Origin of the sequence: Streptomyces avicenniae (assembly GCF_000719135.1) — a bacterium.
Classification (GTDB): Bacteria; Actinomycetota; Actinomycetes; order Streptomycetales; family Streptomycetaceae; genus Streptomyces; species Streptomyces avicenniae.
In genome coordinates this window covers 84,603-107,429 of sequence record NZ_JOEK01000004.1, presented here as the reverse complement: position 1 = coordinate 107,429, position 22,827 = coordinate 84,603, and the positions used below count along the sequence as shown (strand labels likewise).

The following is a 22,827-nucleotide window of genomic DNA, read 5'->3' as shown; positions in this document are numbered from 1 at the left end:
GTGCGCGGAATGGTACGCGGCGGCGCAGGGCCGTCGGCCGGTGGGCCGTCGGTCGCCGGGCCGTCAGGTGTGGGGCCGCAGCGTCCAGATCACGGTCATCTCGCCGGTGACGGCGCCGTCGGCGCGCCGGAGGGTGACGGCGACTGGGAACTCGGGCCGCCCGCCCGCCTCCAGCTCGGCGACGATCTCCGCCTCGGCGCGGCCCAGTTCCGCGGTGGCGGTGACGACGCCCCTGGCCAGCTTGCGGAAGTCGATGCCCGCGTGGACCGGCAGAGGCACGACCCGGTCGAGGCGGTCGCCGAACGCGGCCAGGACGACGGCGCCGCTCGCCGACTCGGCCAGCGTGAACATGGCCCCGGCGTGCGGCCCGCCGACGTGGTTGCGGTACTCGGGCCGGTCGGGCAGGCGGACGACCGCGCGCTCCCGCGTCGTCTCCAGGAATTCGAGACCGAGCGTGCGGACCATCGGGACGAGGGACGTGAGGAGTTCGCCCGCTGCGGGCGCGCCGGAATCGCTCATCCCACGATATTACCAGCGGGTAACCGGTTCGTGGGGCGGCCGATGGCGTCCCTGTCGGTGCCCGGCCTTAAGGTCACCTGTCATGGGACCAGGAGAGCAGCAGCACGGGGGCGGCCCCACCCCTTCGTGGCCGAACCCCTATCAGCAGCCGGGCTACCAGCAGCCCAACCCGTACCAGCAGCCGCCGGAGCCGTACACGCCGCCGCAGATGCCGGTACCGGGGCCTGGCGCCGGGGGCGGCGCGGGATGGGAACCCCCCGGCCCGCCATCGCCACCACCGGCGGGCGGGCCCGGCGGCGACGGCGGGCGGCGGGGCAGGAGGACGGCGGTCGCGGTCGTGGCGTCCGTCGCCGCGGTGGCGGCGCTGGCGGTCGCCGGTGTCTACGCGCTCGGCGGCGACGACGGCGGGCGCGAGCCCACGGCGGACGGGAGCGGCGCCTCGACCCCGGAGGGGACGCCGTCCGACGGATCCTCGGACGGGCCCGCCCCCGAGCGCAGCTACGCGCCGGACGACCCGCGCCAGGGCGTGCCGCGCGTCCCCGACCCGGTCGTCGCGCCCGACTGGCAGGTGCAGACGAGCGAGAACCGGGGCAACGCCTTCGACGTCCCGCCGGACGACTGGCAGATCGGCGCCGAGGACAGGTACGTCGGCTTCGCGGACGACCGGCCCGACGCGGAGGAGCCGGGCGCGCCCCTGGTCACGATGACGGCCGTCGCGACGTACCTCGACGGCTGGTGCCCCGAGGCGGACGGCAGCAGCGACCGGGCGAAGGTCGGCACCAAGGGCGCGCAGGGCGCGACCGGCACCGCCGAGGCCGCGGAGAACGAGGCGGTCAACTGGGTGCTGGCCGGGTACGACCAGGCGCAGGAGGGCACCCTCGACGTCTCGGAGGCCGAGCCCTTCGAGAGCGACCACGGGCTCAGCGGCCATGTCGTGCGGGCGACCGTCACCGACGTGCCCGACGACCCGGAGAACGCCTGCGGCACCACGGACGGGAAGGCCGTCGCGTTCACGTACGTCAACGCGCGCAACGACCTGGCCACCTGGGTGGTGGTCGCGGACGCCGGGGTCCCCGAGGAGCTGGCCGACGAGACGATCGACACGATGATGCGCAGCCTGCGCCCGTATCCGGCCGAGTGACCGGCCGCGCAGGGCGCCGTCAGGCGCGGGGCGTGCCGAAAGCACCGGCCGGGGGCCGGGGCGAGGGCACGGCGGCGGCGTCCTCGACCGGCCGGGCGTCGCCGATCAGCTCCGCGAGCGCCGGGCCGTGGACCACGCGCGCCGGGAACGGGTCGGCGGCGGCGCGGCGCGTCAGCGCGGCGAGCGGCGGCGGGGCGTGCCCGGCGACGAGGACGGCGTTGCCGAAGCGGCGGCCCCGCAGGGTCGCGGGCTCGGCGATCAGGCACACCTCGGCGAAGACGGCGGCCAGCGTGGCGAGCTGGGGCCGCAGGAACGTGAACGGCGCGGCGTCCGCGACGTTGGCCGCGTACAGGCCGCCGGGCCGCAGGACGCGGGCGGCGTCGCGCGCGTAACCGAGCGAGGTGAGGCGGGCCGGGACGCGCGAGCCGCCGAACACGTCGGCGACGACCACGTCGGCGGACGCCGCCGGTGCGTGGGCGACGGCGTCGCGCGCGTCGGCGGTCTCGACGGTGACGCCGCTGTCCTGCGGCAGCGGCAGCCGTTCGGCGACGAGCGCGGCGAGCGCCCGGTCGGCCTCGACGACCCGCTGCCGCGAGCCGGGGCGGGTGGCCGCGGCGTAGCGCGGCAGGGTGAGGGCGCCGCCGCCCAGGTGGAGGAGGTCGAGGGGGGCGCCGGGCGGGGCCGCCACGTCCAGGACGTGCGCGATGCGCCGGACGTACTCGAACTCCAGGTGAACGGGATCGGTCAGGTCCACGTACGACTGGGGCGCGCCGTCCACGGTGAGGAGCCAGGCGCGCGGCCGGTCGAGGTCGGGCAGGAGGCGGGCGGTGCCCAGGTCCACGGCCCGCACGACGGGAATCGGCTCGGTCACCGCCCCATTGTCGCGCCTCCGCGGGCCCCCCGGGACGGCCGGGCACGGCGTGGTCCGTTGTGCGGGGCGGCCGGGCGTCTGGCTTAGAGTGTGTCCCGCCCACCCCTTCTTCACCGTCTCCACCGTTCTCCTCCTGTTGCCCGCTCGCCTCCCCGGGATGCCGCAGAGTCCATGTCTTGGTTCGAATCGTTGATCCTCGGGCTCGTGCAGGGGCTGACGGAGTTCCTGCCGATCTCGTCCAGTGCCCATCTGCGGCTGACGGCCGTCGCGTTCGACTGGCAGGACCCGGGAGCGGCGTTCACCGCCGTCACCCAGATCGGCACCGAGGCGGCGGTGATCATCTACTTCCGCAAGGACATCGTCCGGATCGTCGGCGCCTGGTTCCGCTCGCTGACCGACAGGGCGGCCCGCTCCGACCCGGACGCGCGGATGGGCTGGCTGGTGATCGTCGGCTCGATCCCGATCGGCGTGCTCGGCCTGACGCTCCAGGACGCGATCGAGGGCCCGTTCCGCGACCTGCGGCTGATCGCCGTGAACCTCATCGTCCTCGGGATCATCCTGGGCGTCGCGGACCGGATGGCGATGCGTGACGCGGTGGGCGGGCGGCACCGGGCGACGCGGGAGCGCAAGGACCTCGACCGGCTCAGCGTCCGTGACGGCCTGCTGTTCGGTCTGTGCCAGGCGATGGCGCTGGTGCCCGGCGTGTCCAGGTCGGGCGCGACGATCACCGGCGGGCTGTTCCTCGGCTACCGGCGGGAGGCGGCGGCGCGCTACTCGTTCCTCCTCGCGATCCCGGCGGTCGTGGCGTCGGGCGCGTACGAGCTGACGTCGATCGGCGAGGAGGGCTCGCACGTCCGGTGGGGGCCGACGATCTTCGCGACCGTGATCGCCTTCGGCGTGGGCTACGCGATCATCGCCTGGTTCATGAAGTACATCTCGACGCGCAGCTTCATGCCGTTCGTCTGGTACCGCATCGTGATCGGCCTGGTGCTGCTGGTGCTGATCTGGTTCGGCGTGGTCGAGCCGCACGCGGGCGACGAGATCGGCACCGGCGGCGACGAGATCCCGACGACCGACAGCTGACGCCGCCGCCCCCGGGCCGCGCGGGCCGTCAGCCCGCCCCGGCCTCCGCCGCGCGGACGATCCGCTCGCACAGCTCGTGGGTCAGCACGGCGTCCCTGGCGTCGGGGGTGCGGCCCGCGCGCACGGCGTCGAGGAAGGCGACCGCGCACTGCTCTATGCCGCGCTGGCGCGCCACGGACACCCAGTCGCCCCGGCGCCTGACGCTGGGCTGGCCCTTGTGGTCCACGATGGCCGCCAGGTCGCGGACCTCGCGCTTCGCGTCCGCGCCCGAGACCTCCAGGATCTCCTCGGCCGAGCCGGAGAGCCGGTTCATGGCGCCTATGGCGGTGAAGCCGTCGCCGGAGAGGTGCAGGACGACGTGGTGCAGCAGCCCGTCGCGGACCCGCGTGCTGATGTGGACGTCCTCGACGGGGCCAGGCACGAGGAAGCGCAGCGTGTCGGCGACGTGGATGAAGTCGTCGAAGACCATGCGGCGCGGGTCCTCCGGGAGGCCGCGGCGGTGCTTCTGGAGGACGACCAGGTCGCGCGGGTGGTCGAGGCAGTGCGCGTACGCGGGCGCGTGGCGGCGGTTGAAGCCGACGGTCAGGCCGACCTCGCGGGCGTCGGCCAGGTCGGCGAGGCGGCGCGCGTCGTCCAGGCGGAAGGCCAGGGGCTTGTCCACGAACGTGGGTATCCCGGCCGTCAGCAGCCGCGTCACGATCTCGGGGTGCGCGGCGGTGGGGGCGTGGACGAACGCCGCGTCGGGGCGCGCGGCGAGCAGCGCGTCCAGGTCGGCGTGCCGGTGGGCCTGCGGCACGCGGTAGGCGCTGCCCACGCGTTCGAGCGTGGCGGGGGTGCGGGTGCACAGGTGCGGTTCGACGCCCGGCCGCGTGGTGAGCACGGGCAGGTATGCCTTCTGGGCTATGTCGCCGAGCCCTATCACGCCGACTCTCACGCGTGCTCCTCGCTGTCCTTGGCCGGAAGAGGCGGTGCCGTGGAGCGGAAGCATACGCGGACGGCCGTGCCGCCCCCGCCGCCGGGCGGCGGGAGGGACACGGCCGCCGGGGTCAGGCGCCGAGGTCGGGGATGCGCCAGTCGATCGGTGCGTGTCCCTGCGCGGCGATCGCCTCGTCGATCTGGGTGAAGGGCCGTGAGCCCATGAACTTCTTCGCCGAGAGCGGCGAGGGGTGCGCGCCCTTCACGACGGCGTGCCGCTCGGCGTCGATGAGCGGCAGCTTCTTCTGCGCGTACGCGCCCCACAGGACGAACACGGCCGGGTCCTCGCGGTCGGCGACGGCGCGGATCACCGCGTCGGTGAACTTCTCCCAGCCCTTGCCCTTGTGTGAGTTGGGCTCGGCCGAGCGCACCGTCAGCACCGCGTTGAGCAGCAGGACGCCCTGCCGGGCCCACGGCATCAGGTAGCCGTTGTCCGGGACGGGCAGGCCCTTCTCGGCGTGCAGCTCCTTGTAGATGTTCCGCAGCGAGGGCGGCGTCCGCACGCCGGGGCGGACGGAGAAGCACAGGCCGTGGCCCTGGCCCTCGCCGTGGTACGGGTCCTGGCCGAGGACGAGCACCTTGACCTGGTCGAACGGCGTCGCCTCCAGGGCGGCGAACACCTCGTCGCGGGGCGGGTACACCGGTCCGCGCGCCCGTTCCTCCTCGACGAACTCGGTCAGCTCCTTGAAGTAGGGCTTGTCGAGTTCCTCGCCAAGAACGTCCTGCCAGGACTCGGGCAGCATGCCGGTCACCTCTGAACCTCCGGGTAGATCAGGGATCCGTGATCCGTTGATGGGCTCAACGTACCGGCATGCACTGACAACGGCGTGCCACTCCCCGGGAGTCGGGCGCGGGCGGCGTCAGTCGAGGGGGCCGCCCGCCACGTACAGGACCTGGCCCGACACGAACCCGGCGTCCTCGCCGGTGAAGAAGGCGACGGCGTTCGCCACGTCCTCGGGGCGGCCCACGCGGCGCACGGGGATGCGGTCGGCCGCCGCCGCCTGGAAGTCGTCGAACCCGACGCCCACCCGCGCGGCGGTGCTCGCCGTCATGTCGGTGGCGATGAAGCCGGGCGCGACGGCGTTCGCCGTGATCCCGAACTTGCCCAGCTCGATGGCGAGGGTCTTGGTGAAGCCCTGCAACCCCGCCTTGGCCGCGGAGTAGTTGGCCTGCCCCCGGTTGCCGAGCGCGGAGCTGGACGACAGGTTCACGATGCGGCCGAACCCGGCGTCCACCATGTGCTTCTGGCAGGCACGCGCCATGAGGAACGCGCCGCGCAGGTGGACGCCGAGGACCGTGTCCCAGTCGCTGTCGGTCATACGGAACAGCAGGTTGTCGCGCAGGACACCGGCGTTGTTGACGAGGACGACGGGCGGGCCGAGCGCGTCGGCGACCCGGGCGACGGCGGCCGTCACCGCCTCGGTGTCGGACACGTCGGCGCCCACGGCGAACGCGGTCCCGCCGCCCGCCCGGACGCGCTCCACCGTCCCGGCGCAGGCCGCCTCGTCCAGGTCGAGCACGGCGACCGCGCGGCCCTCGGCGGCCAGCCGGACGGCGGTGGCCGCGCCGATGCCCCTGGCCGCGCCGGTGACGACCGCTACCCGCTGCTCGCTCCGCGCCATGGAAGACCCTCTCCTCGCCCGCGCCGACCGGCCACTACCGGCCGGTAACTCCCGTGGCGACGACGCTAGGAGCCGCGCCGCCCCCTGTCAACGGACCAGTATCGCCAGCAGCCTGTCCAGCTCGGCGGCGGGATCGCCCGTCAGCCCGGTGTGCACCGGCCCCGGCTGGACGACGGTGCTGCGGGGCGCGACCAGCCAGCGGAAGCGGCGGCCCGTCTCGTCGTCCGCCGCCGCGCCTGCGCCGGGGCCTCCCCGGCAGACGCACTCGGCGGCGTGCAGCGCGGCCCGGACGCCGGTGACGTCGGCGCCGGGGTCCAGGGCGCGCAGCCTGGCCTCGTCCAGGTGGGTGCGGGCGGCGAGGAACGAGCGCGCGCGGCAGTAGACGAGCACCCCGGCGTTGATGAACTCGCCCCGCTCCACGCGGGGGACGACGCGCAGGACCGCGTACTCGAACACGTCGCGGCCGGTGCTCATCGGGTGCTCCCGTCGGTGCGGTGGAGACGGCCGGTCAGCCAGCCGGGGGCCTGGGAGGGGCGGTCGGGGGTGGGGGCGCCGATGGTGATCCGGTCGGCGAGCCCGTCGGCGCGGGCGGCGAGCGTCGTGGCGTAGGCGTCGCGCACGTCGGCCGGGCTGTCGAAGCCGGGTTCGTCGGCGAGCCAGGCGTCGGGGACGTCGGCCACGGCGGCGGCCAGCAGCTCAGGCGTGACGCGGGGCCCGAGCGCGGCCGACGCGGCGGCGACGTCGGGGCGGAAGGGGGCGAGGACGTGGTCGGAGGCGTCGAAGGGCCTGGCCGCCGAGGTGGCGGCCGTGGGCCAGTTGTGGTGCCAGATCAGCGAGGCGCCGTGGTCGATGAGCCACAGGTCGCCGTGCCAGACGAGGAGGTTGGGGTTGCGCCAGGAGCGGTCCACGTTGCCGACCAGGGCGTCGAACCACACGACGCGTCCGGCCTCCAGCGGATCGACCTCGTAGGCGAGCGGGTCGAAGCCGAGGGAGCCCGGCAGGTAGTCCATGCCCAGGTTGAGCCCGCCGCTCGCCTTGAGCAGAGCCTGCACCTCCTGGTCGGGCTCCCCCAGGCCGATCACCGGGTCGAGCCATATCCCGACCAGCTCGGGCACCCGCAGCCCCAGCCGCCTGGCGATCCCGCCGCACACCACCTCGGCAACCAACGACTTGCGCCCCTGGCCCGCGCCGGTGAATTTCATCACGTACGTGCCGAGATCGTCGGCCTCCACGATCCCGGGCAGCGACCCGCCCTCCCGCAGGGGCGTGACATAGCGGGTGGCGGTGACTTCCGTGAGCATTGCGCCAGGCTATCCGCCACCCGGCCACCAAACCCGCGCCCGGCTCCCCGTGGTCCGGCGCGGATAGGCTGGCCCCCGTGCGTGCGCGGGGGCGGAGCTACCGGTATGTCGGGCCGGTCGAGCTGACGGCCATGGTCCGGCCCGGCGGAGGCGGGTGCCGGATCGGCTCGGCGGCCGACTTCGACGGCTGGGTCGCCCGGCGGTCGGCGCCGGAGCTGGCGGAACCGTTCACCTTCGTGGTCGGCACGGACGGTGTGCTGCGGCTGGCGCCACGGCGGAGTGAGCACGTGGCCTGCGCCGAGGGGGAACCGGTCCTGAGCGCCGGTGAGATCGGCTTCCTGCGCGAGGCGGGCCGGTGGGCCGTGGGCGAGGTCAGCAACCAGTCAACCGGGTACTGCCCCGACGTCGGCTCGTGGGCGGCGGTCGCGCACGCCGTGGACGCCGCAGGGCTGGTGCGGCCCTCCGGCTGCCAGGAGCACAACATCGTGCGTGAGGGCGACTTCGTCTGCGTCTTCTGCGGCGCCGATCTGCCCGAGGTGTGGAACGTGGACGCGGCCCCGTCCTGACGCCCCGCCACCGCGAGGTCGGCGCGGGACACCGGCTGAGCGCGTCCCGCACGTGCGTGGGTGATCGCGTATCTGGCATCGCATCTGCGACACACAGCCAGCCAGTTGGCTCGCAAGTGCCTGTGTCGCGGCCCGGCGGCCGGGTACGGTCGTGCGGGAGGTGATGGGTCGTGATCCAGATCGTGGAGCATGTCCCCCAGGAACGGGCGTACGCCGTCCGCACGGCGCTCGAAGCGGCCGGGCTCCCCGTCCGCGTCTGCCGGACGTGGGCCGGTGACGAGGTGCCGGGGACGGTGGACGGGCTCGTGGGCCTCGTGGTGATGGGCGGGCCGATGGCCGCCTACGACGACTTCCCCGCCCGCGACCGGGAACTGGCCTTGTTGCAAGCGGCGTTGCAGGCCGACGTGCCCGTGCTGGGCGTGTGTCTCGGCGCTCAGCTCCTGGCTGTCGCGGCAGGGGGTGCCGCGCGGCCGGGTGTCGGCCCGCAGATCGGCTGGGGCGGCGTCCGGACGGCCGAGGCTGCACGCGCCGACCCGCTGTTCCAGGCGGTCCCCGAGCGGCTGCGCGTCCTGCACTGGCACGGTGACACCGTCGATCTCTCGGACGGGGCGACGCTGTTGGCCTCCTGCGACAGCTATCCGGTGCAGGCGTTCCGGATCGGCGGCTCGGCGTGGGGGCTCCAGTTCCACCTGGAGGTCGATGAGGCGGCGGTCGCCGCGTTCGCCGAGGCCTTCCCTGAAGAGGCCGCTCACGCACCGGACCTGCTGGAGGCCACTCCCGCCGCGATCGCCGACCTCGCGCCGCACCGCGACGGCGTGTTCGCGCGCTTCGCGGCTCTCGTCGCCGGGCGGGCCACGCGGACGGCGGCCCGTGCGTTCTTCACCCGGCGTGCGGCCACGTGGGATGAGCGGTTCGCCGACGACGGGCCCCGCTACGCAGCGGCGGCCGGACGGATGGGGATGCGCCCCGGTGGGCGCGTGCTCGACCTCGGCTGCGGGACCGGCCGTGCCCTGCCCGCGCTGCGTGCCCAGGTCGGCGCGGCGGGGACCGTCGTCGGCATCGACCTCACCCCGGCGATGCTCGACGCCGCGACGCGCAGCGGGCGACGGCGGCACGGGCACCTGACGCTGGCCGACGCGTGCCGCCTCCCGTTCGCGACCGGTTCGGTCCAGGGCGTGTTCAGCGCGGGACTGGTCGAGCACGTCCCCGACCCGGCGGCGGCCCTGCGCGAGTGGGCGCGCGTCACGGCCCGCGACGGGGTCCTGCTGCTCTTCGCCCCTTCCTCGCGCGCCGAACACGCCGTCCGCCACGGCCGTTCCCCGGAAGCGGGCGACCCGCTGGCCGAGGGCGAGCTGCGCGAGACGTTGGAGGCGGCGGGCTGGGAACCGCTCGCCTACGAGGACGGCCCCCACCACTTCCTGGCCCGGGCGGCCCGTGTCCGGGACCCGGCCGGGTGATCACGCGGGGCGGTCGCGCAGCGCCAGCCACACCCGGTCGCGGGTCAGGGGAAGCGTGGTGAAGCGGACGCCGGTCGCGTCGCGCAGGGCGTTGGCGAGGGCAGGGGCGACCGGGTTGAACGGGCTCTCGCTCATCGACTTGGCGCCGAGCGGGCCGATGGCGTCCGCCGTCCTCATGAAGTGGACCTCGGTGCGCGGGACGTCGGCGAACTGCGGGAGGCGGTAGGTGCGGAAGGCCGCCGTCCCGACCCGCCCCTCGGCGTCGATACGGACATGTTCGAAGAGGGCCGCGCCGAGCGCCTGGGCCACGCCGCCCTCCACCTGGCCCCGGCACTGCATCGGGTTCATGACGATCCCGGCGTCGGCCGCGTGGACGCTGCGCAGGACGCGGATCTCGCCGGTGTCGGGAGCGACGGCCACCGTGAACCAGTGCGCGTTGAAGGCGACGGAGCGCGGCGTCCCGCCGAAGTGGCCGTCGGCGGCGAGTGCGACCCCGACCGCCCGCGCCGCCGGGTACAGCTCCTTCAGCGGCAGACGGCCCCCGGGGTACAGCACGGCGTCCTCCGCGAGTCGGCAGTGGGCACGCGGGACGCGCAGGTGGGAGGCGGCGAAGTCCAGCAGCCGGGCGGCGAGGGCGTGGGCGGCGCGCAGCGTGGCCTTGCCCGCGACCACGACGCCTGTCGAGGCGAAGGCGCCGGTGTCGTGGCGCACGACGTCGGTGTCGGACTGGCGGACGGAGATCCGGCCGACCGTGGTGGCGAGTTCACCCGCCGCGATCTGCCGGTGCACGGTGGTCGTGCCGTTCCCGAACTCGGCGGTCCCGACGGCCAGGTCGAAGGTGCCGTCCGGGAGCAGCGCGGCCGTGGCGTCGGCGAGGTGGCCGCCCGGCGGTCCTGTGGCGATCATGGCGAGGGCGGCGCCCTCCCCGACCAGCCAGCCGTCCGGCGCTGGTTCGCCGCCGGGCTCGGAGCGGGCGCGGCGGACGATCGCCAGGCACTGGTCCAGCCCGTAGCTGGCGACGTGCAGGTCCTCGTCCTCGCCGCCCGGGGTGACCATCGGCTCGCCCGGGCCGATGATGTTGCGGGCCTTGAACTCCAGCGGGTCGATCGCGAGGCGGCGGGCGAGGTCGTCGAAGGCGGACTCGACGGCGAACATCACCTGCCCGAGGCCGTAGCCCCGGAAGGCGCCCGCAGGGACGGTGTGGGTGTAGACGGCGTACGCGTCCACCTTCTTGTTGGGGACGCGGTAGACGGCCATGGACTCGCCGACGCTGTGGAACATGACGGCCGGGCCGTGGTTCCCGTACGCGCCGGTGTCCGCGACGACCCGCAGCTGAAGCGCGGTGAGGGTACCGTCGCGGCGCGCGCCCGCCTTGACCCGCACGGTGAACGGGTGGCGGGTGGTCGCCCCGAGGAACTGCTCCGCACGGGTGAACTCCAGCTTCACCGGGCGGCCGAGCCGCAGCACGGCCAGGGCGACGACGTCCTCGACGAGCATCTCCTGCTTGCCGCCGAAGCCCCCGCCGACCCGGCCCGTGAGCACCCGGACCCGGGCGGGCGGCAGGTCGTAGAGGGCGCACAGCGCGCGACGGGTCAGGAACGGCGTCTGGGTGCTGGAGCGGACGACGAGCCGCCCGTCCTCGTCCGTCCAGGCGACGGCTCCGTGGGTCTCCAGGCTGGCGTGCTGGACCCGCTGGGTGTGGAACGTCTGCTCGTGGACGGCGTCGGCCTCGGCGAACCCGGCCTCGACGTCGCCGATCTCGCCGTGCACCTCGCCGACGACGTTCTCGCGTGGCCGGGCGATCCGCGCCGTCCCGGCGTCCTTGTCGTGGACGACGGGCGCGCCCGGCCGCATCGCCTCCTCCGGGTCGAACACGGCGGGCAGCACCTCGTACGTCACCAGGACGCGCCGACAGCCCTCCTCGGCGGCGGCCTCGCTGTCCGCGACGACGGCGGCGACCCGCTGGCCGACGTGGCGGACGGTGTCGTCGAGGACGCGCGTGTCGGCCGGGTCCTCCTCGGCGTGCTCGTGGCGGGCGGTGGAGAAGTGCCGCCGTGGGGCGTCGTGGTGGGTGAACACGGCGTGCACGCCGGGGACTTGCAGGGCGGCAGCCGTGTCGATCCCGGTGATGCGCGCGTGGGCGTGCGGGGAGCGCAGCAGCTTCATGTGGAGGACGCCGGGCACCTCCAGGTCGAACGTGTAGCGGGCGGTGCCCGTGACGACCTGCGGCCCTGCCGGGGCGGGCAGGCTGCGGCCGACCGCCTGCCCGGCGTCCGGGTCCTCCACGTGCCTGACCCCGCGTACGGCGTCCTCGATCGCCCGGTAGCCGGTGCAGCGGCACAGGTTGCCCTTGAACGCGCCGGGCAGGTCGCCGAGTTGCTCCTCGCTCAGGGCGGCGGTGGTCATGAGGAATCCGGGGGTGCAGAAGCCGCACTGGAAGCCCTGGGCGTCCAGGAACCGCTGCTGGACGGGGTGGAGTTCGCCGCCGTCGGGTGCCAGGCCCTCCACGGTGGTGACCGTCCGGCCGTCGGCGCGGAAGGCCGGGTAGAGGCAGCTGTGGACCGGCTCGCCATCGACGTGGACCGTGCAGGCGCCGCAGTCGCCCGCGTCACAGCCCTTCTTCACGCCGAAGCAGCCGCGGTCGCGCAGGTAGGTGCGCAGGCACTGGCCGGGGCGCGGCTCCTCGTCGTGGCACCGGCCGTTCACCTCGACCCTCATCCGGGCGCCCCGTCCAGCTCGCGGCGGATCTGTTCGGCGTGGCGGTACGTCATGTGGGCGCGCCACTCCGGCAGCCCGTGGACGTCGTCGAACCACTCGTCGGCGGCGACCGCCGAGGCGATCGCCGCGCGCAGTGCCCCGGCGGTCGGCGGGGCCGGGAACGGCAGCCGCACCGGGCGGACGGTCGAGGCCGTGAGGGTGAGCGTCGTGGCGCCGTCGGCCGGGTCGCGCGTGCCGATGACCAGCGCGGCGGAGCGCCCGAGCGCGTACAGGGACGCCTGCCGGAACGCCGTGCGGTGGGCCAGGGTGCGGGCGGGCAGGGTGATCGACCGCAGGAGTTCACCCTCGGCGAGGACCGTCCGGCCGGGGTCCGTGACGAACTCGGCGGCGGGCACGCGGCGGTGCGTCCCGTCCGGCGCGATGAGCAGGCACTCGCCGTCGAGCGCGGCCGTGAGGGAGATCATCGGACCGGCCGGGAGGGCGGTGCAGAGGTTGCCGCCGACGGTGGCGACGTTGCGGACCTTGAACGAGGCGAGGAACGCCCGGCAGCACTGCTCGAACAGGGGCGCGGCGGGGACCGTGAGGTCGCGGGCGTACGTGGCGAGCTGGGTGATGGTGCAGGTGGCCGCGATCTCCAGCGCGCCGTCCTCCCGCCGCTGCACGGGGGGCCAGCCGGTGCGGCCGAGATCGACCAGGCGGCGGAGGTGGGGCTGCGGTTCGGAGAACAGGTACGTGCCTCCGGCGAGCCAGGCGTCGCCGGGGCGCCAGGGAGCGGGCTGCCGGGCGTCGCGCACCTCCGCCACCGTGTTCAGGTCCATACCCGCAAGCTAAGCGCACAGGCCGGTGCCGGACGATTGGTACACCGAACGGAAACACGAAGTTATTCCGCAGACGTTGCTGGACGATCGTCCAACGGCGCGGGGCGGGACACCGCTACGCGGTGGCCGGTGTTCCGCCCCACGGGTCACGGCTGCCTCGGCCACCATGGTGCCGAGAGAATGGCACTCCACCTGCGTGCCGTCGAGACCCACGGCCTGACAGAGGAGTTCGGATGACCGACGCCGACAGCCCCGTCCTGCTCCGCGTCACCGGACGGGCCGCCCACGTCGTCCTCAACCGCCCGGGGGCCCTCAACGCCCTGAACCACACGATGGTCCGCCGTATCGCCGACGCGCTCACCGCCTGGGAACACGACCCGGCCGTGGGGACCGTCGTCGTCACGGGGGCGGGCGGGCGGGGCCTGTGCGCGGGCGGGGACATCCGTGCCGTCCACGACGACGCGCGCGACGGGGACGGCACGGCGGCTGAGGCGTTCTGGCGCGACGAGTACCGTCTCAACGCCCGCATCGCCCGCTTTCCCAAGCCGTATGTCGCCGTCATGGACGGCATCGTGATGGGCGGCGGCGTCGGCGTCTCCGCGCACGGGGACGTCCGCGTCGTCACCGAGCGGTCGCGGATCGCCATGCCGGAGACGGGCATCGGCTTCGTGCCGGACGTCGGCGGCACCCGTCTGCTCGCCCTCGCGCCGGGGGAACTCGGCACGCATCTCGCCCTGACGGGCGCGCCGATCGGGGCCGCCGACGCCCTGCTGTGCGGGCTGGCCGACCACTTCGTGCCGTCCGCCGCGCTCCCGCGCCTCGTGGACGACCTCGCCGAGCTGCCCGCGCGGGAGGCCGTCGCCCGTCACGCGCAGCCGCCGCCTCCGGGTGAACTGGCCGGGCTGCGCGGGTGGATCGACGCCTGCTACGCCGCCGACACGGTCGAGGAGATCGTCCGGCGGTTGCGCGCGCACGGTCACCCGGCCGCCGGGGAGGCCGCCGAGACGCTGCTCACCAGGTCGCCCACCGCGCTGAAGGTCACGCTGGCCGCCGTACGCCGCGCCCGTGGGCTGGGCAGTCTGGAGGAGGTCCTCGACCAGGAGTACCGGGTCTCGTGCGCGACCCTCGCCACCGCCGACCTGGTGGAGGGCATCCGCGCGCAGATCATCGACAAGGACCGCGCCCCACGCTGGTCCCCGCCCCAGCTCGGCGACGTCACCGAGACGGACGTCGCACGCTTCTTCACCCCACTCGGCCCACGCGAACTCGGCCTCGCCACCAGAAGGAGCACCCCCCAGGGGAGGTGACCCGACGAGCGGGACCGCCGGCCTGGCCGCCGATTCCCGGGCGGCCGGGCGCGGTTCGTGAGCCTGATCAACGATCGGTCTCCGGCGATCCGCCCCTTTCGCGATGAGCTCTGGCAAGGGCACCCTCTTCGATGCCGATTTGCCCTTCATCGGCAGCACGAAGGAGAGCGACTTTCATGGACGAATAATCAACGTGGGGAGGCACATCAATTGCCCAAAGATGGCCGCTCACGTCAATCTCCCAAGAACACCCGAAATCACGGAGCATGGCATCGATCGGGTCCCTGACATCGCTATCCTTGATGATGATACGGACGGTCGAATGCCCGGCCTCCGACACGAACCTCTCGAAGACGAACTCTCTGCGTTCGCGATCAGCTCTGACTCGCGCGACATCGCCGAAGGAAATTCCCTTTACGCAGAAGGGCGTGTTCCGGACCTGGACCTCGAACTGCGTGGAGGTCTTCCTGGTCCAGAGCCGCTCCGCGGAAGCACGGGCCCGTTCGGCAGTCTCCTCAGGAAGGTCGAAGGCCACCTTGTACAACCGCTCAGGCTTACCCGATGGCACCGACTCGCCGCCGTTAGGGTTCGAGGTAGTCTCTGAGCTCATCTTCCCGCACTTCCACGGTCTTCGTTGACTCGTCCTTGTTGCATCGACGGCAGGCCACAGCACCGTTACACTCGCCACTCGGGCCGACCCGCTCCGCCATTTCAAGCAAATATCCAGGAAGCTTCGACCGGGCTGCGAGGATTTCGATACCAACGAGGTGACTGGCCTCATCAAAATCCAGATTGATCATACCCTCCACTTGAACCGGGTCGCAGGGGTACATCCGCGCAACTCTCGTTTCGACCCGGGGGTCAGCGAAATACAAGTACGCCGCATCTGCCTCGGCATCGTAGGTGATCCTCACCTCAGCCATGGTCAACGCCCTCCCGTGAGTCGATTGATGTAAGCCCTGTCCACGTTCGTCATCACGGTATTGATGTTTCCATCGATCGTCTTGGCGATGAAGATCTTCGAGCCGGAATCGTAGTATCCAGTCTTCCATTGATCGTCATGAAGATAGGAGAACGGCTGGTTTCCGAGGACTCTCTCAGCCTCCTCCGGCGAAACTCCGCGCTGACTCAAACGCTGAAGGGCATGCGACGTGAACGCAGAACTTGCACTTGGCGGAGCAGGCGCGGGGGCGGGCTTCAGCGTTACATCATTGCCCGGCTGCCCCTCACATGTACACGACGGATCATGGCCGTCGAAATATCCTCCACAGTTGTGAACGAGTACCGGCGTCTCGCCCGCCAGCACATGGTACGTGTGGAGGTCGGCGACGGTCAGGTTGTGGACGGTGGCGGTGGTCGTGTAACGGGTGACCGCTGTGATCTGGACGCGGGTGCCAGCACTGGTGCGGAGCCATTGGCCGGGGTTCAGGTCGGTGGCGTCGGTCCAAGCGCCTACTTCCGGTAGCCAGAACGGGTGGCCGTCGGTCGCCGTCAGGGACGCCGTGCGGTCCCCCTCGTCGCCGTCGGTGTCCACCGTGATCCGCACCAGATTCTTGGTGCCCTCGCCGGTGATCTCCGCCGTGACCGGCTCCACGCTGGTCTCGCCGGTCTCCGGGTCCGTGGCCACGACCAGTTCGCCGTTCCCCAACTCCTCGATCGGGCGCGCGGAGCCGTCGGCCATCAGGACCAACGTTCCCGCCACGAAACTGTTGCAGCTCGATTCCCCGGCCGCGCCACCCGTCGAGCCGTTGTCCGCGTTCCGGGATCGCCCCCCACCACCCATGCGCGGGCCGGCTCCGTCCCTGTTCCCGGTTCGGGAAGGCGCCTCGTCAGGACCGGAGCGGTCGGCCGCCGCGCGCTGCGATCCGTTGCCCGAGTTCCGCGCCGCATCCTGCCGCGCCCGTGTCGCCGCCTGCTGTCGTGCTGTTTCCTCCGCCTGCGCAGCACGCTCGGCGACCCTGTCCAGCATCGCTTCCACGTCTCGGTCGGCAGCCCTCGCACGCTCAAGCGCCGCGCGGAGCTGTCTCGCGATCCTCTGCGTCGCACGCCATGCGCTGATGGCATCGAGCGTGGCATTGATCGCACGCCAGATCTTGGGGGCTTTGGCTATTCCCACCAGGAGCGAAAGGCCGTCGAAGATGAGACCGGCGCACGCCCATTTGTCGCCTCCGCCGAAGCAGCTGACGGCATCGCTGATGCCGAGAAAGTCTCCGAGCACCGCCCAGCCGGTACTCAGGACGACATCGGTGAGCGTGATCCCCTCCACCTGGTCGGCCCACGCCTCCGTCCCTTCCGGTGCCGTGATGTCGTCTCCCCACATCAGACCGGAGGGGTCGGAGAAGGTGACCGGGTTGTTCGCGCTGTAGAGGTACCCGTTCATCTGGATCGGGTCGGCCAGGTCCAGCACAGGATCGGCGGACAGGAAGCGGCCCGTGTACGGGTCGTACTCCCGCGCGCCGAGATGGACCAGACCGGTGCTGTCGTCGTCCCCGCCGCCCACGAAGGATCGGTGCGAACGCCAGCCCGTCGCCTGGCTTCGCTCGACTCCGAAGGGGTCCGTCCGCGAGAACGACACCGCGCTGCCACCGGAGAGGGTGACGTCGGCGTACGCCGTGCCCTGGTGGTCTGTCACCTGGGCGGAGACCGTGGCCCGGCCGCCGTCCTTCACATGGCGCATGACCGTCGGGGCGCCAGGGTGGGAGTAGTACCGCTCGCTGTACGCGTGCGCGCCCGACGCGTCAGTGGCTATGGTCGTCTCGCCCAGGTACAGGGTGTGCTCGGAACCGCTGACCGCCAAGAGTCGCTCGCCGGAGGCGCCGTAGATGTACCGGGTCTCGTTCGCCGGGGTCCACGACTGCCCGGCGCCGCTCGTGCCGCAAGCCGCCAGGACCAAGGGGGTACCCGCACTCGGGGAGGCGCCCGGCGCGGTCAGGCAGGTGCCCGTGGCCACGTGACGCAGCTCGTGCCCGTCCTCCGTCGCCGTCCACTGCTGGTCGGCGGCACCGGTGCAGGTGGCGATGACCACGGCCGCACCCGTCCCGGCGGGCGCGGCGCACATGCCGAGGATCTTGAGTGCGCCCGTGGCCGGGTCGCTGCCCGACGCCGACGCGTCGATGCGGAACTCCTGGGCGGAACTGCCGTTGCAGTTCCACAGTTCGAGCGCCGTGCCCGGGTCGGTGTCGGAGCCGGTCAGGTCGAGGCAGCGACCGCCGACGCCGGTCCAGGCACCCGCGCCGTTCTCGCCGAAGCCGGTGACCTTCTCGACCCTTCCGTCCCATGTCCACGCGAGCGTCTGGCTGTCACCTCCGTCCGTCCGGCTCACCGTGTTGCCCGCGCTGTCGTAGATCCACGCGCCGTTCTCGGTGAAACGAGCCCCGCTGTCGGTGGAGAACTCGCTCTCCGTCCCGGTGAGCGTGTGCGGTCGCGAGCCGTCCGGCCGGCCGTACGTCGAGGTGGTGACGGAGTCTCGCGAGGGGTCGTTGACCGTGGTGTCGCCCGACCGGGCGAGGTGGTGACGGATCAGCTCGGTGCGATTGCCGATCCCGTCGTAGGAGTAGTTGTGCCAGTAGCCGTCGCTCGCGGGTCCGGCGGACAGGGAGGCGGGCGAACCGTCGGCCTTGACGGCACAGTCGGTCGCCCCGGATGTCCATGCCTGGGTGAGCTGCCCGATGGCGTCGTAGCGGAAGCACTGCTGCTCGGTGACGGTGTCCCGGCGCTCGGCGATACCCGTGACGTTGCCCGCGTCGTCGTACGTGTAGTCGCGGGACGCCACCCGATGACCCGGGACGGACGTGGTGTCGCCGATCGCCTCCCGGTCCACGATGGTCCTGGCAAGTTGACCGCCGGACTCGTCGTAGATGCTCGTGGACCAGAAGCGGTTGGGATGCTCGCCACTGACGGTGCGGAGGATCTCACCGTACGGGCTGTAGCTCGTGTCGGCCGTGTACCACACGTCGCCTGAGGTGGAGACGGGGAGGCCGTCCTCGTTGTAGCGGGTGATGACCTCTTCGGCGGGCAGGGCGCCCGCCGCCGGGAGGCGGGCGGACTTCCCCAGCCCGGTCCTCGTGTAGGTGTACGAGTACGAGTAGCTCTCGGAGAAGCCGTACTCCTGGGCGACGGAGGCAGGCAGGGAGACACGGGTCCCCGTGGGCTGGTAGTCGGCTGTGTAGCCGGTGACCGAGGTGGTGTACGGCAGCCCGTCGGTGTAGCGGGTCTCGCTCGTGGGGAGACCGATGCCGCCGGGCGCGGTGTCGTACGTGCTGCGCGCGAGCAGGAGGCCGTCGCTGTCGCCGATGCGCTGTTCGGTCGGGCGGGAGAGGTCGTCGTAGCCGTGCCAGACGGTGACACCGCGCGCGTCCCGCGACGTCACGGGACGGTCGAGGACGTCATAGGTGGTCGTGGAGGTGCCGGTGTCCGGGTCGGTGGCCGTCAGCTGGCGGCCTCGGGCGTCATACGTCCAGGACCAGGCGTTGTCCTCGGCGTCGCGCATGGACGTACGGTTGCCACGTTCGTCGTACTGGTAGGTGATGGCCCGCCGACCGTCGGGGACCGTCCCGGCATACGTCTCGACGCGTACGGGGCGGCCGAGGGCGTCGTCGTAGGTGCGCTGCGAGGCGGCGCCGGACGGGTTGATGGTCGAGGAGTGGTCGTACCCGTACTCGTAGCGCACGGCCTTGCCCGGCTGTGCGATGGCGGCCTCGTAGGGGGTCTCGGAGAGGGTGCGCCCGAGGCCGTCGTACGCGTAGAGGGTCGCGTTGGGGATCTGGAAGTCCGAGGCGACCTCGTACATCACCGTCTGCGGGTCGCCGCTCGCGTAGTAGGCGTTGTCCGTGCGCTGAATGGTGCCGTTGGCGCTGTAGTGGACGTCCGTGATGAGCCGTCCGTCGCCGACCGCCGGTGTCTGGCTCTGCCGTTCGCGGCCCAGGCCGTCGTAGAAGGTGACCGAGTCACGGTACTCGCCGTTGTCGCCCAGGCTGGAGGTGACGATGTGGACCGGCTCGCGGGGGACCGCGTGGTAGGAGAGCTTCGCGGACGCCGGGCCGTCGGCGTCCTGGCCCGCCGCCCAGACCTGGGTGGCGCGGCCCAGCGCGTCGTAGACGTACGTGCTGGTGCGGTCGTTGGCGTCGGTCTCGCGCAGCGCGGTGCCGCGGCCCGGGTCAACGGTCGTGGTCGTCGTGTGACCGGCGGCGTTGGTGGTGGTGATGCGATGCACCTGTCCGGTGGCGGGCACGTACGTGGTGGAGGTCGGGTTGCCGAGGGCATCGGTCGTACCGGTGTTGCGGCCGTAGTCGTCGTAGCCGAGGGTGCCGCTCGGTGCCCAGCCGCCGCCGGTGCCGGTGATGGCCCAGGTGGCGGTGGGCAGACCGCCCAGCGGGGCGTCCCCGTAGGCGCCGCCGTCGTAGGCCGCGCGTGTGCCGCCCAGCCAGTCGGCGGCAGGCGCGGTGTCGGCCTCGGCGCAGGGGCCCGCCGTGGCGAGGCTCTGCCGGAGAAGACCGATGAGGTGGCGTTCGGTGTTGTGAACGTACGAGGAGACGGTGCAGCTCTCGTCGCCTGTCCTGCCGGTGTCGCCGGACATCTCGACGCGCAGCGGCAGGCCGTACGTGTCGTCGTAGGTGGTCTGGGTGCGGACGGTACGCGTGGTCCTGGTGTCGCCAGGGAGGGTGCCGGAGGCCCGGCTCTCCGCGAAGCTCCGGTCGGTGAGAACGCGGTACGCGTGCAGGTCGGGGACGCCGCCGTCGCGGTCGCGCGTGGCGAGGACGCGTAGCGTCGGGTGGTCCACGGTGCGGGTGAGGAGCGTCCCGCCGTAGGCGGTGTACGTCATCTGCTCGGCGACGCGTCCGGCGTAGGGTTGTTCGTCGGTGGCGATCGGGTCGCCTGCGCTGTCCTGCACGGTGACCGAGCGGGTGCCGCCGCCGGGCAAGGGGTCGCCGTCCATGCCGCGGAAGTAGCGGACCTCGGTCATGCCGCGTTCGGTGCCGGTGTAGGTGGCGGAGGAGTCGGCGCCGGTGACGGTGCGGACGAGGGCGTATCCGCGCCACTGGTCGTAGGTGCGGGTCTTCTTCTTGGAGAACTCGGCCTGGTTGAGGGCCCAGGCGCCGCCGCCCACGTACTCGTAGGACGTGGTGACGGGCGGGACACCGACGACACCCGGCTGTTCCTGCACGGACTCCACGACGTACTTGTTGAACCAGTCGAGGGACTCGTCGGCCCGGTCGGGGTCCGGGTGCCAGTGGGCGGGAAAGCAGCGCCCGGTGTTGTCCTCGGGGGCGGGGAAGCTGCTGCCGGTGGCGCAGGGACCGGTCGGGGTGGCGTAGTCGATGACGGTCTCGCCGCCGTACTCGCCGACGATCCGGGCGATGCGGAGCCGGTCGAAGGTGGGGTTGGGGTCCTGGGGGCCTTCCCTGACACGGTTCGGCATCGGGGTGGTGTTGGCGAGGAACGTCACCGGGTTGAGGGTGATCGTCTCGCCGTCGGTCCCGTACCCGGCGCGGGTGACGGACTCCAGCCACAACGCGGTTCCCTCGTCGGTGCGTTCGGCCGGGAGCGACTGCTGGAGGGTCCAGCGGTCCACCGGGGTGAGGGTGGTGGAGCCGGACGTGCGCTGGGTGTGGGTGACGACGGTGCTGAGGCGCTTGCGCGACCAGAAGGTGGGCGCCCCGACATAGCAGTCCTTGCCGGAGGCGGCGCAGTGGAGGTCGGCGGGGGTGTCGTACCAGATCCGGTTGCGAGAGAAGTGGCCCGAGGTGAAGTTGTCCTCGGTGCAGGCGATGCCGTCCTCGGCGTAGCAGCGTTCGGCGACGGCGAAGGTGACGCGGGCGAGGGGTTCGGCGTCGAAGAGGGTGTCTGCGCGCTGCCCGTAGTCGATCCGAGTGAGGTAGCCGGCCCGGTCGTAGGCGACAGGGGTCTTGAACTGGAGGTTCCGCGCGTAATGGTTGGTCTCCTGGTTCCACCACAGGGACATGGCGTTGCCGTGGGTGTCCACGACGTAGTCGAGGTTCCAGCGCCATGCCTGGGAGCAGAAGGAGCGGGCGAAGTCGGCGTCGTAGCAGGGTTCGCCGGGCTGGTTGCCCGACACGGGGACGGTGAGCACCGAGTCGGTCGTCTCGTCGCCCTCGGACCAGCCGGGGAGACGGTGGCGGCCGAACCAGTACTGCATGCCGTCACGAGTGGTGACGCGCCAGAACTCGTTGTTGTCGTCACCGTTGTCGAACGAGGTGTTGGTCAGCAGTTCGACGCGGGACCCGTCGCCGCTGGCGGTCTCCCACCGGCCGGTCGTGTCGTCCCTGACAAGTTCGGTGGTGGCACCGCCGAGGGTGAGGGTGGCGTTCGAGGAGCCCCAGCACATGTCGCCGGTCTTGCGCTCGGCGTTGTTGCCGTCGGTGCGGTCGTCACGGCACGCACGGTAGGTGCGGGTGACCGAGCCGGGGTTGTACTCCCAGCCGTCGCCGACCCAGGACGCCTGGTTGTTGGTGGCCGAGGTACGGCCGTCCACCACTTGGGAGTTGTAGCCGAACGACACACTGGGCGACGGGCCGTTCGGCACGCTCGGCGTGCCCAAGGGGTAGGAGTACGTGAAAGCGCCTGAGCTGCCGACGGCCGACCAGGACCCCGCGCTGATCAGCGGGGTCGCGGAGAAGTCGCCCTTCGAGCCGCTGCCGGACGAGGCGGCGACGAAGACGGAGGCGCCCGGTGCTGCGGCGGCGAGCGTGGCGAGGGGGGCGTCGGACCGCGCGGCGGTCCTGGTGGCCATGGCAGCCGTGGGGTCGGTCAGGGTGGCGACATCGACGGTCGCCTCGATGCGCCGCGTGCCGTCGATCCTTCCGTCGCCGACGACGTCGCCGTCCCGCTCCTGGGTGACGTTCTCGGTGTGCACCTCGGTCGGTTCGGTGCAGGCCGCGTCCTCCGGCGTCGTCAGGAAGCACTCCGGGTACTGCGTGAACTGGAGCCGGTCCGCCCAGTCGGCGCCGTACAGCTCGGTGAACTCCGTGTAGTCCAGGGCGACCACCGCCTCGCCGGTGGCCCCGTCGGGCGGCGTGACGGTGAAGACCGGCCCGCCGACGTCCGCCGCGACGAGGTCGGCCGGGTCGGCGAGGGCGACGCTCCAGTCGCCCTCCAGTGCCTGGGCCTGTTCCGGTGACGCCTCGTCGGGGGCGCCGACCGCGACGGGCAGGTCGCCCACCTGGACCATCTCGCCCGCGGCGAGCCCGGAGACCGCCGTCGTCGCCTCGTCCCCCGGAGGGAGGGTGGTCCTGCTGGGCTCGTACTCAGGCGCCTGCTCGATCTCCGCGGTCGTCAGCTCGGTGAACGCGCCGCCGTCCTCGCCGTCGGCCGCCTCGGGCTCCGGCAGATCGACCAGTTCGACGCCGGTACGGCGGTCCTCCGGAGGCGGTACGGCGAGGGCGGCCGGGAGCACCCCGACCGTCAGCGCTCCGACCACCGTGAGCGTCAC

17 protein-coding genes are annotated in these 22,827 nt (G+C 72.6%); 5 read left to right on the top strand and 12 right to left on the bottom strand.

What is annotated here, in order from left to right; genetic code table 11:
- Positions 1-63: 63 nt before the first annotated feature.
- A complete protein-coding gene (locus IF27_RS09205; protein ID WP_052848934.1) occupies positions 64-519 on the bottom strand; it encodes a DUF4442 domain-containing protein in 456 nt (151 codons plus the stop codon).
- Positions 520-601: 82 nt separating this feature from the next.
- Here IF27_RS09205 and IF27_RS09200 point away from each other — a divergent pair, with 82 nt between their 5' ends.
- Positions 602-1,660: a DUF8017 domain-containing protein gene (locus tag IF27_RS09200; RefSeq protein ID WP_190232878.1), complete on the top strand. Its 1,059-nt coding sequence runs from the start codon at positions 602-604 to the stop codon at positions 1,658-1,660.
- A 19-nt stretch (positions 1,661-1,679) separates the two neighbouring features.
- Here the strand turns inward: IF27_RS09200 and IF27_RS09195 are convergent, their stop codons facing one another.
- Positions 1,680-2,531, bottom strand: coding sequence for a spermidine synthase (locus IF27_RS09195; protein WP_052848932.1), 852 nt, complete (start codon positions 2,529-2,531; stop codon positions 1,680-1,682).
- A 171-nt stretch (positions 2,532-2,702) separates the two neighbouring features.
- Here IF27_RS09195 and IF27_RS09190 point away from each other — a divergent pair, with 171 nt between their 5' ends.
- Positions 2,703-3,614, top strand: a complete 912-nt coding sequence (locus IF27_RS09190; protein ID WP_052848931.1) for an undecaprenyl-diphosphate phosphatase — start codon at positions 2,703-2,705, stop codon at positions 3,612-3,614.
- 28 nt (positions 3,615-3,642) lie between these two features.
- On the opposite strand, the gene IF27_RS09185 is transcribed toward IF27_RS09190, so the two are convergent.
- The 5 genes from IF27_RS09185 to IF27_RS09165 all read right to left on the bottom strand — a co-directional run bounded on the left by IF27_RS09185 (position 3,643) and on the right by IF27_RS09165 (position 7,512).
- Positions 3,643-4,548, bottom strand: coding sequence for a Gfo/Idh/MocA family protein (locus IF27_RS09185; RefSeq protein ID WP_052848930.1), 906 nt, complete (start codon positions 4,546-4,548; stop codon positions 3,643-3,645).
- 112 nt (positions 4,549-4,660) lie between these two features.
- Positions 4,661-5,332, bottom strand: coding sequence for a uracil-DNA glycosylase (gene ung / locus IF27_RS09180; RefSeq protein WP_110945726.1), 672 nt, complete (start codon positions 5,330-5,332; stop codon positions 4,661-4,663).
- Positions 5,333-5,449: 117 nt separating this feature from the next.
- A complete protein-coding gene (gene fabG / locus IF27_RS09175) occupies positions 5,450-6,211 on the bottom strand; it encodes a 3-oxoacyl-ACP reductase FabG (protein ID WP_052848928.1) in 762 nt (253 codons plus the stop codon).
- Between the two features lie 87 nt (positions 6,212-6,298).
- Entirely contained in the window at positions 6,299-6,685 is a 387-nt protein-coding gene (locus IF27_RS09170) for a DUF3037 domain-containing protein (protein WP_052848927.1), read from the bottom strand.
- Positions 6,682-7,512, bottom strand: a complete 831-nt coding sequence (locus IF27_RS09165) for a HipA family kinase (protein WP_052848926.1) — start codon at positions 7,510-7,512, stop codon at positions 6,682-6,684. Before IF27_RS09165 ends, IF27_RS09170 begins: the two co-directional genes overlap by 4 nt.
- A gap of 77 nt (positions 7,513-7,589) precedes the next feature.
- Here IF27_RS09165 and IF27_RS09160 point away from each other — a divergent pair, with 77 nt between their 5' ends.
- Both IF27_RS09160 and IF27_RS30070 read left to right on the top strand, forming a co-directional pair.
- Positions 7,590-8,078: a hypothetical protein gene (locus IF27_RS09160; protein ID WP_110945711.1), complete on the top strand. Its 489-nt coding sequence runs from the start codon at positions 7,590-7,592 to the stop codon at positions 8,076-8,078.
- Positions 8,079-8,248: 170 nt separating this feature from the next.
- The gene (locus IF27_RS30070; RefSeq protein WP_110945710.1) at positions 8,249-9,535 is read left to right on the top strand and encodes a methyltransferase domain-containing protein; all 1,287 of its coding nucleotides are present in this window, start codon (positions 8,249-8,251) and stop codon (positions 9,533-9,535) included.
- Here IF27_RS30070 and IF27_RS09150 read toward each other — a convergent pair whose 3' ends face one another.
- Together IF27_RS09150 and IF27_RS09145 are read right to left on the bottom strand one after the other, a co-directional pair.
- Entirely contained in the window at positions 9,536-12,253 is a 2,718-nt protein-coding gene (locus IF27_RS09150; protein WP_052848924.1) for a molybdopterin-dependent oxidoreductase, read from the bottom strand.
- On the bottom strand, positions 12,250-13,071 hold the full coding sequence (locus IF27_RS09145) for an FAD binding domain-containing protein (protein ID WP_052848923.1): 822 nt from the start codon (positions 13,069-13,071) through the stop codon (positions 12,250-12,252). Before IF27_RS09145 ends, IF27_RS09150 begins: the two co-directional genes overlap by 4 nt.
- A gap of 233 nt (positions 13,072-13,304) precedes the next feature.
- On the opposite strand from IF27_RS09145, the gene IF27_RS09140 reads away from it, so the two are divergent.
- Positions 13,305-14,378, top strand: a complete 1,074-nt coding sequence (locus tag IF27_RS09140) for an enoyl-CoA hydratase/isomerase family protein (protein WP_052848922.1) — start codon at positions 13,305-13,307, stop codon at positions 14,376-14,378.
- Between the two features lie 67 nt (positions 14,379-14,445).
- Here the strand turns inward: IF27_RS09140 and IF27_RS09135 are convergent, their stop codons facing one another.
- Genes IF27_RS09135 through IF27_RS09125 form a run of 3 tightly spaced genes read right to left on the bottom strand, consistent with a single transcriptional unit; the run spans position 14,446 to position 22,827 of the window.
- Positions 14,446-14,988, bottom strand: a complete 543-nt coding sequence (locus tag IF27_RS09135; protein WP_190232877.1) for a DUF4265 domain-containing protein — start codon at positions 14,986-14,988, stop codon at positions 14,446-14,448.
- Complete coding sequence (locus IF27_RS09130; RefSeq protein WP_223290974.1) at positions 14,960-15,292, bottom strand: DUF2283 domain-containing protein; 333 nt, start codon at positions 15,290-15,292, stop codon at positions 14,960-14,962. The genes IF27_RS09135 and IF27_RS09130 overlap by 29 nt, the downstream gene beginning before the upstream one ends.
- 11 nt (positions 15,293-15,303) lie before the next feature.
- Positions 15,304-22,827 (bottom strand): ricin-type beta-trefoil lectin domain protein, encoded by a 7,524-nt coding sequence (locus IF27_RS09125; protein ID WP_052848920.1) that lies wholly within the window; start codon positions 22,825-22,827, stop codon positions 15,304-15,306.

Bases quoted from the DNA above. Each gene is read 5' to 3' on its own strand.
- IF27_RS09205 (WP_052848934.1), bottom strand. From the start codon at position 519: ATGAGCGATTCCGGCGCGCCCGCAGCGGGCGAACTCCTCACGTCCCTC.
- IF27_RS09200 (WP_190232878.1), top strand. From the start codon at position 602: ATGGGACCAGGAGAGCAGCAGCACGGGGGCGGCCCCACCCCTTCGTGG.
- IF27_RS09170 (WP_052848927.1), bottom strand. From the start codon at position 6,685: ATGAGCACCGGCCGCGACGTGTTCGAGTACGCGGTCCTGCGCGTCGTC.
- IF27_RS09150 (WP_052848924.1), bottom strand. From the start codon at position 12,253: ATGAGGGTCGAGGTGAACGGCCGGTGCCACGACGAGGAGCCGCGCCCC.
- ung (WP_110945726.1), bottom strand. From the start codon at position 5,332: ATGCTGCCCGAGTCCTGGCAGGACGTTCTTGGCGAGGAACTCGACAAG.
- IF27_RS09140 (WP_052848922.1), top strand. From the start codon at position 13,305: ATGACCGACGCCGACAGCCCCGTCCTGCTCCGCGTCACCGGACGGGCC.
- fabG (WP_052848928.1), bottom strand. From the start codon at position 6,211: ATGGCGCGGAGCGAGCAGCGGGTAGCGGTCGTCACCGGCGCGGCCAGG.
- IF27_RS09135 (WP_190232877.1), bottom strand. From the start codon at position 14,988: ATGAGCTCAGAGACTACCTCGAACCCTAACGGCGGCGAGTCGGTGCCA.
- IF27_RS09165 (WP_052848926.1), bottom strand. From the start codon at position 7,512: ATGCTCACGGAAGTCACCGCCACCCGCTATGTCACGCCCCTGCGGGAG.
- IF27_RS09190 (WP_052848931.1), top strand. From the start codon at position 2,703: ATGTCTTGGTTCGAATCGTTGATCCTCGGGCTCGTGCAGGGGCTGACG.
- IF27_RS09145 (WP_052848923.1), bottom strand. From the start codon at position 13,071: ATGGACCTGAACACGGTGGCGGAGGTGCGCGACGCCCGGCAGCCCGCT.